At 34.5% G+C, this 18,356-nt stretch carries 15 protein-coding genes; 11 read left to right on the top strand and 4 right to left on the bottom strand.

Annotation, left to right across the window (positions count from 1 at the left end):
• Positions 1-231: 231 nt before the first annotated feature.
• Both ADJ83_RS00645 and ADJ83_RS00650 read right to left on the bottom strand, forming a co-directional pair.
• On the bottom strand, positions 232-846 hold the full coding sequence (locus ADJ83_RS00645; RefSeq protein WP_031534927.1) for a cupin domain-containing protein: 615 nt from the start codon (positions 844-846) through the stop codon (positions 232-234).
• Positions 847-1,050: 204 nt separating this feature from the next.
• The gene (locus ADJ83_RS00650) at positions 1,051-2,151 is read right to left on the bottom strand and encodes a M24 family metallopeptidase (RefSeq protein ID WP_081836538.1); all 1,101 of its coding nucleotides are present in this window, start codon (positions 2,149-2,151) and stop codon (positions 1,051-1,053) included.
• A gap of 246 nt (positions 2,152-2,397) precedes the next feature.
• Here ADJ83_RS00650 and ADJ83_RS00655 point away from each other — a divergent pair, with 246 nt between their 5' ends.
• From ADJ83_RS00655 to ADJ83_RS00665, 3 genes are all read left to right on the top strand, one after another.
• The gene (locus ADJ83_RS00655) at positions 2,398-2,643 is read left to right on the top strand and encodes a hypothetical protein (protein ID WP_031534923.1); all 246 of its coding nucleotides are present in this window, start codon (positions 2,398-2,400) and stop codon (positions 2,641-2,643) included.
• 370 nt (positions 2,644-3,013) lie between these two features.
• Positions 3,014-4,333, top strand: coding sequence for a CBS domain-containing protein (locus ADJ83_RS00660; RefSeq protein ID WP_031534921.1), 1,320 nt, complete (start codon positions 3,014-3,016; stop codon positions 4,331-4,333).
• Between the two features lie 15 nt (positions 4,334-4,348).
• A complete protein-coding gene (locus ADJ83_RS00665; protein WP_031534919.1) occupies positions 4,349-5,281 on the top strand; it encodes a DHH family phosphoesterase in 933 nt (310 codons plus the stop codon).
• A gap of 154 nt (positions 5,282-5,435) precedes the next feature.
• Here the strand turns inward: ADJ83_RS00665 and ytrI are convergent, their stop codons facing one another.
• Together ytrI and ADJ83_RS00675 are read right to left on the bottom strand one after the other, a co-directional pair.
• Positions 5,436-5,945, bottom strand: a complete 510-nt coding sequence (gene ytrI / locus ADJ83_RS00670) for a sporulation membrane protein YtrI (RefSeq protein ID WP_031534917.1) — start codon at positions 5,943-5,945, stop codon at positions 5,436-5,438.
• 1 nt (position 5,946) lies between these two features.
• Positions 5,947-6,279, bottom strand: coding sequence for a YtrH family sporulation protein (locus ADJ83_RS00675; RefSeq protein WP_031534915.1), 333 nt, complete (start codon positions 6,277-6,279; stop codon positions 5,947-5,949).
• Positions 6,280-6,813: 534 nt separating this feature from the next.
• Here ADJ83_RS00675 and dnaE point away from each other — a divergent pair.
• From dnaE to ADJ83_RS00715, 8 genes are all read left to right on the top strand, one after another.
• A complete protein-coding gene (gene dnaE, locus ADJ83_RS00680; RefSeq protein WP_031534913.1) occupies positions 6,814-10,176 on the top strand; it encodes a DNA polymerase III subunit alpha in 3,363 nt (1,120 codons plus the stop codon).
• Positions 10,177-10,334: 158 nt separating this feature from the next.
• Complete coding sequence (locus ADJ83_RS00685) at positions 10,335-10,955, top strand: FadR/GntR family transcriptional regulator (protein ID WP_031534911.1); 621 nt, start codon at positions 10,335-10,337, stop codon at positions 10,953-10,955.
• A gap of 69 nt (positions 10,956-11,024) precedes the next feature.
• Positions 11,025-11,894, top strand: a complete 870-nt coding sequence (accD, locus tag ADJ83_RS00690; protein ID WP_031534909.1) for an acetyl-CoA carboxylase, carboxyltransferase subunit beta — start codon at positions 11,025-11,027, stop codon at positions 11,892-11,894.
• Positions 11,888-12,841: an acetyl-CoA carboxylase carboxyl transferase subunit alpha gene (gene accA, locus ADJ83_RS00695; protein WP_031534907.1), complete on the top strand. Its 954-nt coding sequence runs from the start codon at positions 11,888-11,890 to the stop codon at positions 12,839-12,841. Before accD ends, accA begins: the two co-directional genes overlap by 7 nt.
• Positions 12,842-13,399: 558 nt before the next feature.
• Positions 13,400-14,365 carry a 6-phosphofructokinase gene (pfkA, locus tag ADJ83_RS00700; protein WP_031534905.1) on the top strand — a complete coding sequence of 322 codons (966 nt, stop codon included), beginning with the start codon at positions 13,400-13,402 and terminating at the stop codon, positions 14,363-14,365.
• 121 nt (positions 14,366-14,486) lie between these two features.
• Positions 14,487-16,247, top strand: coding sequence for a pyruvate kinase (pyk, locus tag ADJ83_RS00705; RefSeq protein ID WP_031534903.1), 1,761 nt, complete (start codon positions 14,487-14,489; stop codon positions 16,245-16,247).
• Positions 16,248-16,613: 366 nt separating this feature from the next.
• Positions 16,614-17,003, top strand: a complete 390-nt coding sequence (locus tag ADJ83_RS00710; RefSeq protein WP_031534901.1) for an FxsA family protein — start codon at positions 16,614-16,616, stop codon at positions 17,001-17,003.
• A gap of 179 nt (positions 17,004-17,182) precedes the next feature.
• The coding region (locus tag ADJ83_RS00715) for a sensor histidine kinase (RefSeq protein ID WP_048716418.1) at positions 17,183-18,356 on the top strand (1,174 nt) is incomplete at its 3' end.

The raw sequence follows: 18,356 nt of genomic DNA on the forward strand, positions 1-18,356 counted from the left end.
AGGAGTCGAGCGTCCTCCGCTCCATTTCACTTCGTTTTTAAACCGTTTTCTAAAAAAAAAACAAACACGAACTATAATATAATTTAATTACATTATAGTTCATGTTTTCTGTTGATTGAAATACTTATGTCCCAGCCTCATTTTATTGCTAGGTGTAATTTCCTTCGATTAATCAGATTTAATGAAGTAGTAGAAATTGCACAGATTTAATCAATGGTATGGATTCTATTATTAATAATATCTTGGGAATGGGTAAGGATGTTGATAAGTTAGCTGGGGAGGATAAGTGTGAGCTGGGTAATTGTCCCTTTGATTACTTCTGTTAATCGATGGACCGAGAATGGTTGTTTGATTAATAGGAGAGATAGTAGATTTCCATTTATTTACGTCCATGGAATAAGTATGAGCCATTATTTCGGGTGGTGTTAGACGAAGTAAATCAGAGCCAAAGATAGCTTCAGGTGTAGGTGCGTCAAATATAGCTAAAAGATGAGTATTATTTGTGTTCGCTATCTCATAATGCCACCAACCTTGAGGAACATTCGCGACTTGACCCGCTGTAATTGTATAGTTTTGGATTTCCTTCGAAAATGGATTTAATAGCGACACCGTTGCAGAACCAGAAATACAATAAACGAGTTCCGCAGCATTTTGATGTACATGTGGTTCCACTACTATATCTTTACTTAAATAAATATCTAGTAATGATACATTTTCCAATGAATTTAATTGTTGCTCTCCTAAGACATTAATATAGTTGTAATTATCTCTTTTAAAAAAATTGCTCTTATTTACATCATAAGTAAATGATGTTTTTGGATCTGTATAATCCATATATATCACCATTCTATTTACCCTTCTTCCCCTTAAAGTCTAGGTATTTTATGATGTATCTTTTAAATAAGTGCAAGTACTGCATCTAAATGGAGACAGATTATAGAAAATTCGTATGATAGAAGAGTAACGATGAAATAGAATGGAAGGTAAAGAAGGGTGTTCCATAAGGAAATAATTAGCTATTCCTTATGGAACATGAAAGTTTGTTATACCTTATGAGATTACTTGAAGCTCTTTAGGAAATTTCGTTAATATTTCCACACCTTCTTTTGTAACGTAGACATCATCCTCAATTCGAACTCCAGCAACATTAGGAACGTAAATTCCAGGTTCAATTGTATAAACCATGCCTTCTTGTAGTAACAAGGGATTTGTTTCTGTTAAGGAAGGGAATTCATGAACACTAATACCTAATCCGTGACCTAAACGATGTGGGAAAAATTCTCCGTACCCTGCATTTCTAATTGTGTTACGTGCAACTTGGTCAATGGTTGCACATGAAACTCCAGCCTTAGATACTTCAATTGCGGCAAGCTGTGCTTTTAAAACTGTGTCATAGATGTCCTTTTGTTTTTCGCTAATATCTCCATATGCAACAGTTCTAGTAATGTCTGAACAGTAACCATCCACAACTACTCCTAAGTCAAATAAAACTAGATCCCCTTTTTTTATTTGAGTTTCTCCAGGATTACCGTGGGGAGAAGCACCATTTATACCGGTAAGTACCATAGTAGAAAAGGACATTTTGCCGATCCCCTTTTTCTTTAATTCATATTCAATACTTGCGAGAATCTCCATCTCTGATTTACCTTCCTCAATTTCATTACAGCCAACTTCTATAGCATAATCCGCCCATTTACAAGCTTCTTTTATTTTTGCTAGTTCATCAGCAGTTTTAATCATACGTAAGGTATTAATTTTTTCTTCGGCAGAAACATATGATTGAATAGTAGGGAAAGAAGTCTGCAGTGCGTGATATCTAGCAACATTCATATGATCCATCTCAAGAGCTACTTTATTTCTACTGCTTGTTCGAGCTTCAACCATAGTTTGAATAGTTTCCCAAGGATTGTCGGTATCACTATATCCGATGATGTCATGATTCCAGCCAGCGTTTTTCGCATCATTTTTTTCCATAGAAGGACAAACCAATATGGGATCTTTTTCTGGGAACAGAATCAAAGCCAATAATCTTTCATGTGGGTCACTATAAAATCCGCTAAAATAAAAAATATTATCTGTTGATGTGAGAAAAGTGAAATCAATTTCTTCTTGCTTCATCCAATGCGCTAAAGACTCTAATTTTTGTTCCAATTAAACCAACCTCCGTGTTTCTTAAAAAATATAGGATTCGTTATACTTACGTTTTATCCGTAGGACTAGGTGAATGCATTCCTTATCTTATAAGAGTAACAACTAAAATCAAGCATGTAAATATTTAGCTTCCCCAAATTTTTTCAGATCGTTTAGCAAATTATTGTTAGTATAATAATTTGCTGATTTTTAAATACTTTTTTAACCCTTGTCCGCATAGTATGGAAACAAGGAGGTTTTACGACTATGAATAAAAATAGATATTTATTATGTATCTTATTGTGTGGAGTCTTTTTATACTATGGCATGCCAAGACTTTCCCCATTTTCCGAAGGAGCAGAAGGAATATTCTCGATTACTTGGCTAGCATTTGCCTTGATGGTGATAGCAGGAAATTTAACTGCATTACTATATACTCCCAAAAAATCAAGAACAGTGAAAAAATCATCTAAAAAATTACAGAAAAAGAAAAAAATATATTATTATCAATAAAGTGAAAAAAGCTAGTATGGTGAACCTTCTACTAGCTTTTGCTTTTTATAATAATTGTTGATTAAAGTAAAATCTTTCAATCCACACCATCCCCCCTTTAACTTCCATATATGTTGGAATGTTTTATACCGATTAGTCGAGAAGTCATTGAATACCCTAGTAGTTCACTCTATAATAAAGATATGTAAGCTTTTCAATAGTTGAATGATAATAATTTCAGATAAATAGAAAAAAAGGTATTAAAATGTCTAGTGCAAGTCGTTCTCGTCTAGCCTAAACTTCAAGAAGTTTCCTTTCCTTATCAAAAGAACAGGACTTTTTAAAGGTTAGATTGGATGCAATGCGCTGTTCTTAAAAAGAGGGTGGTAATTTGGCTACAAAACATGAGCAAATACTAAATTATATTGATGAATTACAAGTAGGAGAAAAAATCTCTGTCCGTCAAATCGCAAAAGCATTGAATGTAAGCGAAGGTACTGCTTATCGAGCAATTAAAGAGGCAGAAAATAAAGGATATGTAAGTACGATTGAAAGAGTCGGTACGATTAGAATTGAACGGAAAAAGAAAGAGAATATTGAGAAATTAACATACGCTGAAGTAGTAAATATTGTCGATGGACAAGTTCTTGGCGGAAGAGCTGGTTTACATAAAACATTGAACCGTTTTGTTATCGGAGCGATGAAATTAGATGCAATGATGCGTTACACGGGTGCTGGTAATCTTTTGATTATTGGGAATCGAGTCCGTGCACAGGAGCATGTTTTAAAAGCAGGAGCAGCGGTTTTAATAACGGGCGGATTTGATACAGAGGATCATGTGAAAAGATTAGCAGATGAATTGCAGCTGCCCATTATTTCAACAAGCTATGATACATTTACTGTTGCAGCAATGATAAATCGAGCAATCTATGATCAGCTAATAAAAAAAGAGATTGTTTTAGTGGAAGATATATTAACGCCACTTAAAGATACAATCTATTTAAAGACAACTGATAATGTTGCATTGTGGCATCAATATAATAAAGACACTTTGCATGGACGCTTTCCAGTAGTTGATCAAAGCTTTAAAGTGCAAGGAATGATTACTTCTAAGGATATTATCGGAAAATCGATGGATATGACTATTGATAAAGTCATGACAAAGCATCCAATGACTGTTAGCGGGAAAACAAGTGTTGCTTCTTGTTCTCATATGATGGTATGGGAAGGTATCGAAGTACTACCTGTTGTAGATGAAGCAAATAAGCTAGAAGGAATCATAAGTCGACAAGATGTATTAAAGGCATTGCAAATGAACCAAAGGCAGCCTCAAATCGGGGAAACAATTGATGATATTGTAACAAAGCATGTATTGTTGGCAAAAGGGAAAAATAAGGGGGAAACTACCTTTTCCTGTGAAGTGACACCGCAAATGACAAATCATTTAGGCACTATCTCATACGGGGTTTTTACAACAATTGTATCAGAAGCAGCGAATAGAATACTAAGAGGTTTTAAAAAAGGGGATTTAGTTGTAGAAAATATGACAATCTATTTTATCAAGCCTGTTCAAATGGATAGTGTTATTGAAATTTCCCCCAAAATTCTAGAAGTAGGACGAAAATTTGGGAAGGTAGATGTGGAAGTATTTAACCATGGGATCCTTGTAGGAAAAGCGATGATGATGTGTCAATTAATTGACCGTCATTAAGGAAGGGAGAAATAAATGAAACAGCAAATACTAGATGCAATTAAAGTGTTTGATACAATCATTATTCATAGACATGTACGTCCAGATCCTGATGCATATGGATCTCAAGGGGGATTAGCTGAAATCATTAAAGCCTCTTTTCCGGAAAAAAACGTGTACACCGTAGGGAAAGAAGAAATCTCATTAAACTTTCTTAGAAGATTAGATGAGATTGATGATAGTACATTTAAAGATGCTTTAGTCATTGTATGTGATACAGCTAATCAAGAAAGAGTTTGTGACCAGCGATATCAAACAGGTAAAATGCTGATTAAGATAGATCATCATCCAAATGATGATGCATATGGGGATATTGCTTGGGTAGAGACTACAGCTAGTTCAACTAGTGAGTTGATTTATGAGCTGTATTTGTTTGGAAAAGATCAAGGACTAAAGATGAGTGATGAAGCTGCTAGGCTACTATACGCTGGAATTGTTGGAGATACAGGGAGATTTCTATATCCGAGCACATCAGAAAAAACATTTCATTATGCTGGAGAATTAATCAAGTATTCGTTTTCGCGTACAGATATATATGACCAAATGTACGAACTTGCCCCTTCTATTGTAAAGCTGAGTGGATTTGTGCTCCAGAATTTTAATGTTCATGAAAATGGTGTTGCAAGCATGATGATTAACAAGGAGATACTAGATCAATTTCATGCTACTCCAGCACAGGCTTCTTTACTTGTTAGCAGTCTTGGAAGCGTAAAAGGTTTAAAAGCATGGGCCTTTTTCATAGAGGAGTCTGATCAAATACGAGTAAGGCTGCGTTCGAAAGGACCAGTTATTAATGGTATTGCAAAAAAGTATAATGGTGGAGGGCATCCTTTAGCTTCAGGTGCAACAATATATCATTGGGATGAAGTAGGTACAGTAATAAGAGATCTAGAGGAAGTTTGTAAATAAATTTTACTAGTAAAGAGGTGCTATCTCATTTTTATGGAGCAGCACCTTATTTCAAAAGCTAAGTAAGTATCGTTTTTTAGTGAACTATCTTCATTTACTTCATGAACGGAACAATTCTTTGGTAAGGAAAGGTTGCTCCTTCTCGTGCTGCTTTTTAATCGGCAAAGGTAACACTTAATTCAACATGAACTGTTGTATAGATAATCAACTCTGTTACTTTAAATTTATAGCGCTTCTTATCAGATTCTACTACTTTGTTTTCAATTGATTTTTTCAATAATGCCCGACTTTTATATACCATATCAAGGTCTTTGGCAATAATGGTCGATAAATCTTCTTTCATCGCATCTTCCATCTCAAGGGCATTGAATGGCTTAATGTCATATTTTTCTTTATCTGTATTGTTTATTTTTACAACAATGCCTTCAACTGTCAGCTTTTCCTCGGTTGTTTTGTTTTGTGCAGCAAACTCCTCTTGCCAAATTTTCTTCTCTCTTTCTAAATCTTCAATGGTAGCTTTTTGTGTTTTAATTTCTGAACTATATCTTTCCTGCCATACGCCAAAAATAAAGACAAAAATGCACCAACTGATTACCCCGCCGATTACCATCCCAGCAAAAAAACGCTGCACTGCCTGATTTTTATAATATGGTGGAATTCTCATTTTAAATATACTCCTGCGTTATCCATTTTATAATCGTTATTCCAGTATGCGCGCCACCAAAAGCAGAGACAATTAATAAGATTTGCTTAAATAAATCCTTTGTTCCGGCATCATAAATTCCCTTTTCAATTGTATCAATCGCATCAAATGTACCACCAATTGCGGTGACGATTGCCCAGATTTTTATGATTCCAGATATACGGATGATTTCTGTGATGAGTGGTTTTCCTGTTAGAAATGCGGCGAGACCGCCTAAAAGTGCTCCACCTAATATAACGCCTAATGCAATAAAGTAACTTTCAATGAAGGTAGGGAAGAATGGCTGTTGGTTCATATATTTATCCTCTCTATCTTTTTTAGTTTTGTCCATTGCTAAAAAAGACCGCAAAGTTACTAGCAAGGACTAAAGATTGTTTGTCGTATTCATCACGCTTATTAGCAACACTTTTGAAAAATGGTAAAACCGTTATCTAGTATTCTTCTATTCTTATTACTATGGACAAACTATCAGTTTTATGAGTGTTTTTAACAACTTCCTTTTATATGTTTTAAAGGGGGGATGTTTGCATCGTTTTTTGATTATAAATCGTATCCCATTTCCTATAAATGCAATGGGAATATTTCTAAATACTCGGAAAGCTCCATAAAGAGAACATATTTTCTTTTTTTGCTGTGAACAACTATAATGAAAGGAAAAAGGTTTATTTCCCCAAACATTTTTAAGGGGAAAATGATATTTTTAAAAATTATCCTAAAAGGACGGTAACGGAAGATTTTCGGTAGAAAATCGTCCTTTTTAAAGGAATGAGCATAGTAATATATTCTGTTAATAGGAAATTAAAAAATTTACAAGAAAAGTGGTGAATTTATGTCTTTTGTACATCTTCAGGTTTCTAGCGCATATAGTCTTTTATCTAGTACTCTTTCGATAAAAGAGTTGGTCAGTAATGCTAAAATGCAAGGGTATCATTCCATTGCTTTAACCGATCGAAATGTTATGTATGGTGCAGCTTCTTTCTATAAAGAAGCATGGAAGCAAGGAATAAAACCGATTATTGGACTAACAGTAGATGTAATAAGTGAAAGGGAAAAAGAAAATGCATATCCATTAATCTTATTAGCTAGAAATAGTCTTGGGTTTAAAAATTTATTAAAAATTACCAGTGCCATTCAAACAAAGAATCCACAAGGAATTCCGGTGAAGTGGCTAAAGCATTATGCAAAGGGCTTGATAGCCATTTCCCCAGGATTCGAGGGAGAAATTGAACAAAGTATTCTGAAGGATGATATGGAATCGGCACGAAATACATTATTGTTATGGAAGTCTATTTTTGAACCTGGCCAATGCTTCTTATCCATCCAAAGACATGGTTTATCCATTGAGGAAACGTTCAATGAACAATTAAGGAAAGTAGCTATCGAAGAAGAAGTGAAGCTTGTAGCAACAAATAATGTACTATACCTAAAGGAAGAGGATCATTTCGCTTATGAATGCTTAAAGGCAATTAAAAATTCAGAAAAGCTATCAGATTTAGAGCAAAATGAATGGAATTCCAATCAGCATTATTTAAAAAATAAAGAAGAAATGATAGAACTTTTTCATGATGTTCCAGAGATTCTTGAGAATACTTGGAATGTAGGTGAATCTTGCCAGATAGAGATGGAAGGTATACTTGCTACCTTGCCTAAATATACTGTACCTACAGGGAAAAACGCACTAAGCTATTTGAAAGAATTATGTCTTGCTGGATTAAATGAAAGATATCCAGAGCCTACTCTAGAACATAAAGCGCGGTTGGAATATGAACTTGGCATAATTGGAAAAATGAATTATAGCGATTATTTTTTAATTGTTTGGGATTTTATGAAGTACGCACGAGAAAATGGTGTTCTAACAGGTCCAGGGAGGGGATCGGCCGCTGGGTCAATCGTTGCCTATGTTTTACATATTACAGATGTAGATCCTATTAAGTATCAATTGCTTTTTGAAAGATTTCTAAATCCGGAGAGAATTTCCATGCCTGATATCGATATTGATTTTCCGGATAATAAGCGTGAAAAAGTTATTTCATACGTGAAAAATAAGTATGGAGAACTTCATGTTGCACAGATTATTACCTTTGGGACATTGGCAGCTAAAGCTGCTTTGCGAGATGTTGGCAGAGCGTTTGGTCTATCTGTAAAAGAGTTGGATGAACTTTCAAGGATGATTCCATCTAAGCTAGGAATCAATCTTAAACAGAGCTATCAAGAATCAACTCGATTGCAGCAATTTGTTGCAGCATCTCCTCGTAATAAAAAACTGTTTGATACCGCTTGTAAAATTGAAGGGCTTCCAAGGCACACTTCTACGCATGCTGCTGGCGTAGTCCTTAGTCAACAACCGCTTGTGGAAATTATTCCGATTCAGAGTGGGCATGAAGATATTTACTTAACACAGTACAGCATGGAATATTTAGAAGAACTTGGTTTATTAAAAATGGACTTTCTCGGATTAAGAAATCTTTCTTTCATGGAATCTATTCTTGAAATGATTTACAAAACAACTAAGAAAAAGATTGATATAAGAAAAATACCGATTGATGATCCAGCTGTGTTCAAGCTTCTAAGTAAAGGGGAGACAACTGGGATATTTCAATTGGAGTCAGAAGGAATGCGCAATGTGTTAAAAAGGCTACAGCCAACTGATTTTGAAGACATTGTAGCCGTTAATGCGCTTTATCGTCCAGGACCAATGGAAAATATTCCTCATTACATCAATAGAAAACATGGCAAAGAGTCGATTAACTATTATCATCCTGATTTAGAGGAAATATTAAGCAGCACATATGGAGTAATTGTTTATCAAGAGCAAATAATGCAAATTGCTTCTAAAATGGCTGGTTTTTCGCTAGGAGAGGCAGATTTGTTAAGGCGAGCTGTGAGCAAGAAACAAAAAGATATTCTAGAACAAGAAAAGATTCATTTTGTAAAAGGTGCGGCAAGAAAAGGATATCACGAGAAAACGGCGAATGAAATATATGAGTTAATAGTACGATTTGCTAATTATGGTTTTAATAGGAGCCATGCAGTGGCATATAGTATGATTGCTTATCAGCTTGCTTATTTAAAGGCTAATTATCCACTATATTTTATGGCTTCGTTACTGACATCGTCTATTGGAAATACAGGGAAAATACTTCAATATATTCAAGAATTAAAACAAATGAATATCGAAGTGGCTCCGCCATCCATTAATAAAAGTAATTACTTTTTCCGAGTTGAAAAGAACAAAATTCGTTATAGTTTAGTTGCGATAAAAGGGATTGGCACAAACGTAATGAAAGAAATACTAAAGGCAAGAAATCAGAAAAAATTTGAGGATTTATTTGATTTTTGTATTCGTGTCTCTCCAAAGACGATAAATAGAAAAGTGATGGAAATGCTAATCTACTCAGGAAGCTTTGATGAATTTGGCGTAGACCGGGCTACGCTGCTTGCTACCATTGATGTGGCAATTCAGCATGCACAGTTAGTTCATCCAGAGGATGCAGACCAAAATGATTTGTTTAGTGACGACGATTTCTTTTTTAAGCCGAAATATGTAAAAGTGGAGCCACTTAAAGTAGAGGATAAATTAGCTTTAGAAAAAGATGCATTGGGATTTTACTTGTCAGACCACCCAGTATCTATTTATAAACAGTATCAGACTTCTTTACAAACTACTCCCATTAATGAAATAGAAACAGGGAAGAAACAAAGATGTATTGTATATATAACAGAATTAAATGCAATACGTACAAAAAAAGGCGAACCAATGGCTTTTATACAGTTAAGCGATCAAAGCGGTGACATTCAAGGCGTTATATTTCCACTTGTCTTTAAAAAATATCATGAACTGCTAAAAATAGGTGAAACGGTCTATATGGAAGGGAAATGTGAAGACAGAAATGGAACGAAACAACTCGTTATTCAAATGGTTGAATCGATGGGAACGATAGTCCAATCACTTCCTAAAAAAAATCATAAGCTATTTATTAAAGTGATGAGTGAGAAAAAAATGATTGACCAAAAAGCAAAGCTTCTTACGATTATTAGGAAATATCCAGGAATTACTCCTGTTATTATTCACTATGAAGAAACAGGAAAAAATATAATTTTGAGCGAAGAATATAAAATTTCTCCAAGTAAGGAATGTATCGAAGAATTAACTGCTCTGCTTGGTACTAATCAAGTTATCTTAGCTGAATAAAACTTTACAACTTTTCAAAGATAGTATATTGTTTAATAAGCTAACTGGTCAGACCACTTAGCGAAATTTTTTGGATTGGATTATTGTACTTATACTTTATTTATTTTCTAATTATATTTGCCCTATTATGGCAAGAAAGAAGTGAGTGATGACATAAGGTGAATGAATCATCTTCAAAGGAATCCAAATTATATGTGGATATCGTTAATCATTTACGAGAAATGATTGATCAGAATGGTCTTAAGCCTGGGGACAAGCTTCCATCTGAACGGGTATTAAGTGAAACGCTAGGAGCTGGAAGATCGTCTATTAGGGAAGCCTTGAGGGCATTAGAGCTACTTGGACTTATTGAAACAAGAAAAGGGGAAGGAACCTTTCTTCGTGATTTCCAAGGTCATAAACTAGTAGAACTAATCAGTACATTCATCTTGCAGAATGATAAAGCCAAGCAAGATGTTTTGGAGACGAAGAATTATATTCAATTAAACGCTCTATATATTGCGATGGAAAAAATAACAGCAGATGAAATCGAATATTTAAAACAATGGGTGAAAGTGCAAGAACGGTCAGAAAGTGAATTTTTCTTTCAGTTAATAAAAATAGCTGATAATTTTTTGGTCCATCGTTTATGGACAATTTTGAATGACTATTATCACTCCTTAAAGATTCCTACAAAAGGATGGAGAAGGGAAGATTTCCTCCTTCTATTAGATGCATTACATGATAAGAATCAAATGAAATTATGGAGTGTGTATAGTATTTACAATAACTTTAAATGAATAATGGTGCATGGAAATGACAGGAATCCGATTCAAATCTAAATTGTTACTTATGGGGAGGTTTCCATATTGATAAAGGGGATATTTTCGAAATCGAAAAAACTTAAATATGCTACATTGCCTTCAGAATTATCGAAAAATGAAGTTCCTGAAGGTATTATGACAAAATGTTCTAATTGTAAGAAAATAATGTATACACGTGAGCTACAGAAGAATTTAAAGGTTTGTTTGAATTGTGGGTATCATTTACCAATGAAAGCATATGAAAGAATGAATAGTATCCTTGATGAAGCAACTTTTATCGAACTAAATGAGGACATGAAAACAGGCAATCCGTTACATTTTCCTGGCTATGAGGATAAGATTGCTGGAGATATTAAGAAAACGAATATGAATGAAGCAGTTGTTACTGGCACTGGCGAAATAAATGGAAATAAAGTAGTGATAGCAGTAATGGATTCTTCTTTCCGAATGGGGAGTATGGGATCGGTAGTTGGAGAAAAAATAACACTTGCTATTGAAACGGCAGACGAGCTTTCTGTACCGTTTATCATTTTTACTGCTTCAGGTGGAGCAAGAATGCAAGAAGGCGTATTAAGTTTGATGCAAATGGCTAAAACGAGTACCGCATTAAAACGATTTAGTGATAATGGTGGTTTATATATAACGATTATGACACATCCAACGACAGGAGGAGTTTCTGCAAGCTTCGCCTCGCTTGGTGATTATAATTTTGCTGAACCAGGAGCATTAATTGGTTTTGCAGGACGTCGAATTATTGAGCAAACAATTGGAGAAGAACTTCCTGAGGATTTTCAAACAGCAGAGTTTTTACTAAAGCATGGTCAATTAGATGCAGTCATACCTAGATTAGAGTTAAAAGAAAAGCTTAGCTTAGTGCTGGAAATGCATCAAACTGGTGGTGATTTAGAGTGGTAGGATTAGATTTTGATAAGCCGATAAATGATTTGAAAGATAAAATTAAAGAGTTGAAAGATTTCTCGGAAAATGCAAATGTTGATTTAAGTACAGAAATTGAAAAATTGGAGCTTCGCTTAAAAAAACTTGAAAATGATATCTATGATAATATGAAGCCATGGGATAGGGTTCAGATTGCTAGACATCCAAATAGACCAACGACTCTCGATTATATCTCTCATTTGTTTACAGATTTTATCGAGTTGCATGGCGATAGAGGATTTGGAGATGATGAGGCAATTGTTGGCGGAATTGCAAAATATAAAGGTTTGCCTGTAACAATTGTTGGTCATCAAAGAGGGAAGGATACAAAAGAAAATATTCGTAGGAATTTTGGAATGCCCCATCCAGAAGGATATCGAAAAGCGCTTCGTTTGATGAAGCAAGCGGATAAGTTTAATCGTCCCATTATTTGTTTTATTGACACAAAAGGAGCATATCCAGGTAAAGCTGCCGAAGAAAGAGGACAAAGTGAAGCCATTGCAAAAAATTTATTTGAAATGGCATCCATGCAAGTCCCAATTGTTTGTATCGTAATTGGGGAAGGTGGTAGTGGTGGAGCATTAGCTCTTGGTGTAGGTAACCATATCCATATGCTGGAGAATTCCACTTACTCGGTTATTACTCCTGAGGGTGCAGCATCTATTTTATGGAAAGATGCTGCACAGGCAAAACAAGCTGCTGAAAAAATGAAAATTACTGCTCCAGACTTAAAAGGATTAGGTATTATCGATTCGATTATAAGAGAAGTAAAAGGTGGAGCACATCATGATATAAAAGAACAAGCGGTACAAATCGATGAGGTTTTATATGCATCTCTGAAAGAATTAAAAGGGATGACAAAGGAAGAACTTGTGAATCATCGTTATGATAAGTTCAAAAATATCGGAGCATATAAAAATAGTTAAAAAACGCTAATAACAAGAATTAAGACTGTAGACATAAAGAAAAACTGTCTACAGTCTTTTTGATGAAACTATTTGAGTAACTATTTAGAATTTACGCTTTCTGTTATATGTAAGATAAAACTAGTGAAAGCTAGACATAACTTTACAATAAAGTGCCGAAAACATATACATAAAAAATAATGAAATGTGTATGATAAAACTGTTAAAATGATTTTGTTCCTATGGTTTAAAGTGATAGAAATAGGGAAAGATCAAAAATACGTATTATTATAAAACGATTTCAATTTGCTGATTATTCCGTCTTTTATTTTTTTCATAGTTTAAGTTGAGATGCGCGATTCTTCATGATATGGTAGTATTGTTTAATGGAGAATTGGATACAAATATCGGGAATTAATAGAGAATAAACATTTTCTATTAATTTTACAAAAGTTAGCATTACATAAAATTATATATGTAAATTTTGTGAAAAATGTTGCAGACAGATAATTTGTTATATAATAGTACATGTATGTTATGCTACATAATTTATTTGTTAAGAAATTATGAGGTGAGGAAATGACAGTTAAAAGAATTGGTGTATTAACAAGTGGCGGTGACGCACCTGGAATGAACGCTGCCGTTAGAGCAGTAGTTCGTAAAGCGATTTTTCATGGAGTAGAAGTATATGGAGTTATTGGTGGTTATGCGGGACTAATTAGCGGCAACTTCAAAAAGTTAGAAGTTGGTTCTGTTGGCGATATAATTCATCGTGGTGGAACATTCCTTTTCTCTGCACGTTGTGAAGAATTCAAAACAAAAGAAGGACAACAAAAAGGAATTGAGCAATTAAAAAAACATAATATTGATGGTCTTGTTGTTATTGGAGGAGACGGATCTTATATGGGTGCGAAGGCGCTTACAGAACAAGGTTATCCTTGTGTAGGCGTTCCTGGTACAATTGATAACGATATACCTGGAACAGAATTTACCATTGGCTTTGATACGGCACTAAACACAGTCATTGATGCAATTGATAAAATCCGTGATACTGCAACTTCTCATGAAAGAACATTTATTATTGAAGTTATGGGAAGAAATGCTGGCGATATCGCATTATGGGCTGGTTTAGCTGGTGGTGCTGAAACAATTCTTATCCCTGAAGAAGGCTTTAATTTAGAAGAGATTATTGGCAGATTGAAAAAAGGGCAAGAACGCGGCAAAAAACATAGTATTATTGTCGTTGCTGAAGGTGTTGCAAGTGGTGTTGAAATTGGTAAATTGATTGAAGAAAATACCGATTTCGATACACGTGTATCTGTATTAGGTCATATGCAGCGTGGTGGTTCCCCTACTGCTCAAGACCGTGTATTAGCGAGCCGTCTAGGTGCTTATGCAGTTGAGCTTCTTGTAGAAGGTAAAGGTGGACGAGCTGTAGGTATCGAGAAAAATCAACTGGTTGATTATGATATCATTGAAGCTTTAGCGCGTAAACACACGATTGATAGTAATTTATATCACTTATCAAAAGAATTATCTATTTAATAAATCGATAGGAATTTATGATTATCTCGTCTATTTCATTGTACAGATAACTCATAAATTCCTAAAATGCTGTGAAATTAGCTATTATTTTTTTACTATTATTTATCGGAGGTAATTATTAATGCGTAAAACAAAGATTGTATGTACTATTGGTCCTGCAAGTGAAAGCGTGGAAAAATTAACGCAATTAATGGAAGCTGGAATGAATGTTGCTCGCCTTAACTTTTCCCATGGCGATTTTGAAGAACATGGTGCTAGAATAAAGAATATTCGTGAAGCAGCAGAGATTACTGGAAACAATATTGCGATCCTTTTAGATACGAAAGGTCCAGAAATCAGAACAAATAACATGAAAGACGGCGCAATTGAATTAGTTGCTGGAAATGATATCATCGTTTCAATGACAGAAGTGGAAGGTACTACAGAAAAATTCTCTGTTACTTATGAAGGATTAATTGATGATGTGGACCCAGGTAGCAAAATTCTATTGGATGACGGCTTAATTGGTCTAGAAGTAACGAAAATAGACAAAACAGCTGGTGAAATACATACAAAAATCTTAAATTCAGGAACATTAAAAAACAAAAAAGGTGTAAACGTTCCTGGAGTAGCTGTAAAGCTTCCTGGTATGACTGAAAAAGATGCAAATGATATTCGTTTTGGTATTGAACAAGGAATTGATTTTATCGCAGCATCCTTTGTACGCCGTGCATCTGATGTTTTAGAAATTAAACAATTATTAGAAGATAACAATGCTTCTCATATCCATATTATTCCTAAGATTGAAAACCAAGAAGGTGTGGATAATATTGATGAAATTTTAGAGGTTTCTGATGGATTAATGGTTGCCCGTGGTGATTTAGGAGTAGAAATCCCTGCTGAGGAAGTACCATTAGTACAAAAATTATTAATTAAAAAATGTAATACTTTAGGGAAACCTGTTATTACTGCAACACAAATGTTAGATTCTATGCAACGTAATCCACGTCCTACTCGCGCAGAAGCAAGTGACGTAGCAAATGCAATCTTTGATGGCACAGATGCAATTATGCTATCAGGTGAAACAGCTGCAGGATCCTACCCAGTAGAAGCTGTACAAACAATGAATAATATTGCTTCAAGAGCAGAAGAAGCATTAAATTATAAAGAAATATTATCGAAACGCAGCAAAGATTCTGAGCATTCCATTACGGATTCAATCGGACAATCTGTTGCCCATACAGCATTAAATTTAGAAGTAAAAGCAGTAATTACACCAACTGGTAGCGGTCACACTGCAAGAATGATTTCTAAATACCGTCCAGAAGCTCCAATTGTCGCTGTAACATATGATGCAAGTATTCAAAGACAATTAGCGCTAGTTTGGGGAGTATATCCACGCTTAAGCCAAAAATCAGAATCAACAGATGAAATGCTAGATGTAGCAGTTCAAGAAGGTGTTAACAGCTCTATTGTTACACATGGTGATTTAGTAGTTATTACAGCAGGTCTTCCTGTTGGAGAAGCAGGTACAACAAACATCATGAAAATTCATGTAATTGGAGATGTTCTTGCTAAAGGACAAGGAATTGGCCGTAAGACAGCATTTGGTAAAGCTGTAATCGCTACTACTGCTAAAGAAGCGCTAGATAAAGTTAATTTTGGTTCGATTCTTGTGACAAATGCAACAGATCGCGATATGGTGCCTGCATTAGAAAAATGTAGTGCAGTAATTGTGGAAGAAGGCGGCTTAACAAGCCATGCAGCTGTTGTAGGCTTAAACATTGGGATCCCTGTTATCGTTGGAGTAGAAAACGCAACAAGTATCTTAAAGGATGGACAAGATATAACTGTTGATTCCCGTAGTGGTTATGTTTATAGCGGACATGCTAGCGTACTATAAAAAATGATTAAAAGAAGAATATCCTTGCTATAAGGCAAGGGATATTCTTCTTTTTTTCTAGTTAGAAAAGGTTAAGCAATTTGATGATAGCCACGATAGTAGTTAGAAAAAAGGTAGTGTTCAAGGAAAGGAAGAAAGCTACATTGGCAACGGAAATGAAAAATAGCTTTTCATAATATTCACCGAAAAATGGAAACAGAGCACCTCCATGCCCCCTCCGCCAAACCACCTATAAAAATAATGCTAAAGATAAATTAAAAGATATTACCATAAATAAACAGTGGGACGAAAGGCGGTCTACTATCCTCAGCAAAGGAAAAAAGGTATAATATAAGTAGGTAGACAAGAGAAGGGCGGTGACAATTTTTGCGAAATTTTTTCATTAGCTTGCTGTTATTGCCAATAATAGAGCTTATAATCTTTCTCTTAGCAGGAAATTTAATTGGAATACCAGAAACTTTATTTGTTGTAATAGGAACAGGAATTCTTGGAGCTATATTATTAAAGAAACAGGGATTAAAGGCAATTCGTAATGTGCAGGTTCAATTAAATCAAGGAATCATGCCTGGAGACGCTATACTAGATAGCTTTTGTGTTTTAATTGGGGGATTACTATTACTTTTCCCAGGATTTTTAACAGATATTGTAGGAGCTATTATGTTAATTCCTCCTACAAGAAGAATCGTAAAGCTACTCTTAATGAGGGGCATACAAAGAAAGTTGCAAAAGAAAAATAGAGTAACGATTATTCAATAAGTATAGACAAAAAGGAATAAATAATGATATATAGTAATAAAGAAAGAGTCTGACTTCTTACAAAAGAATGGAACAGACTCTCTTTTTTTGCAACTAATGTTTATTTGTATAACGAATAAACAAAGTTTGTGATTATTTGGTATAATAATGGTGCAAATAAAGAGAAAGGCGATAAATAGATGTTCAATTTATTAAGAAAATGGAATACATTAAGAAATCAAATCTTGTTTGTTTTTTTATCTGTTATGATAGTCGTTCTTTTATTTGTTAGTATATTGATATTTAATCAGGTATCTTCATTATTAGAAAATAATGCTGAAAAACAAATACAGCAAGTGGCAGTCGAAGCAAATGGCAGAATCGAAACCTTATATGAACAATTAAATATGGCATCAAAGCTTGTAGCCACTAATGATAAAGTACAAAAGCTTTTGACGAAAGAATATGATCAAAAACATGTAGCTTTTCAAGAGAAACAAGATTTGATGGGGACGGTTAATACAATAACCGCTAATTCAGATGGCATTTTTTCCTTTCAATTATTTACTAGGAATCATACACGAATTTTGCCTCTGGATAATGCTAATCTAATGACTAGTCTCGATACAAGATGGGTGAAGAAGGCGGATGACGCAAAAGGAAGCCTTGTGTGGATCGGCGAGGATCCCAATGACAGCAATTATTTTCTGGTTATCAGAAGGGTAAACCTTATTAATCGAAGTTTTGCAAATGGGGGATATTTACTTTTTAGTATTTATGGAAATTATTTTAAGTTTGCAAATCAAGCGCTTACAGGTGAAATAAATCAATATTTTATGCTTTTAGACGAATTAAATAAACCGATTATTACAAATTTTGAGCAATCAAGTGAGTCAATTGTGGAGAGGGATAAAAAAATTGTTCAAATTAATGAAAGGGATTACATGATTACCAAGAATTTTTCTAATGTAACTGGTTGGACGGTTCTCATCCTAACGCCGTTCAGTACGTTAACAAAAGGGATAACGGTGGTAAGAACAAGTATCCTCTTAGCTGGCTTCATTGGATTATTAATATATTTCATCTGCTCATTCTTTCTATCCAATATTATTACTAGACCCATTATTCGGCTAACAAATACGATGAGATTTGCAAGCGAAGGCTCTTTGCCATCGACACCTAATATCTCTTCTGTAAATGAAATAAACGAATTAAACAGTACATATAATCAGCTTGTAAAAGAAACCAATCATTTGATCACAATGGTATATCAAAAGGAAATAATTCGGAGCCGTAGTGAATTAAGAGCACTGCAAGCTCAGATTAATCCTCATTTTTTATTTAATACTTTAGATGCCCTTCATTGGACATTAG

It is taken from the genome of Bacillus sp. 522_BSPC (assembly GCF_001076885.1).
Lineage (GTDB): Bacteria > Bacillota > Bacilli > Bacillales > Cytobacillaceae > Niallia > Niallia hominis.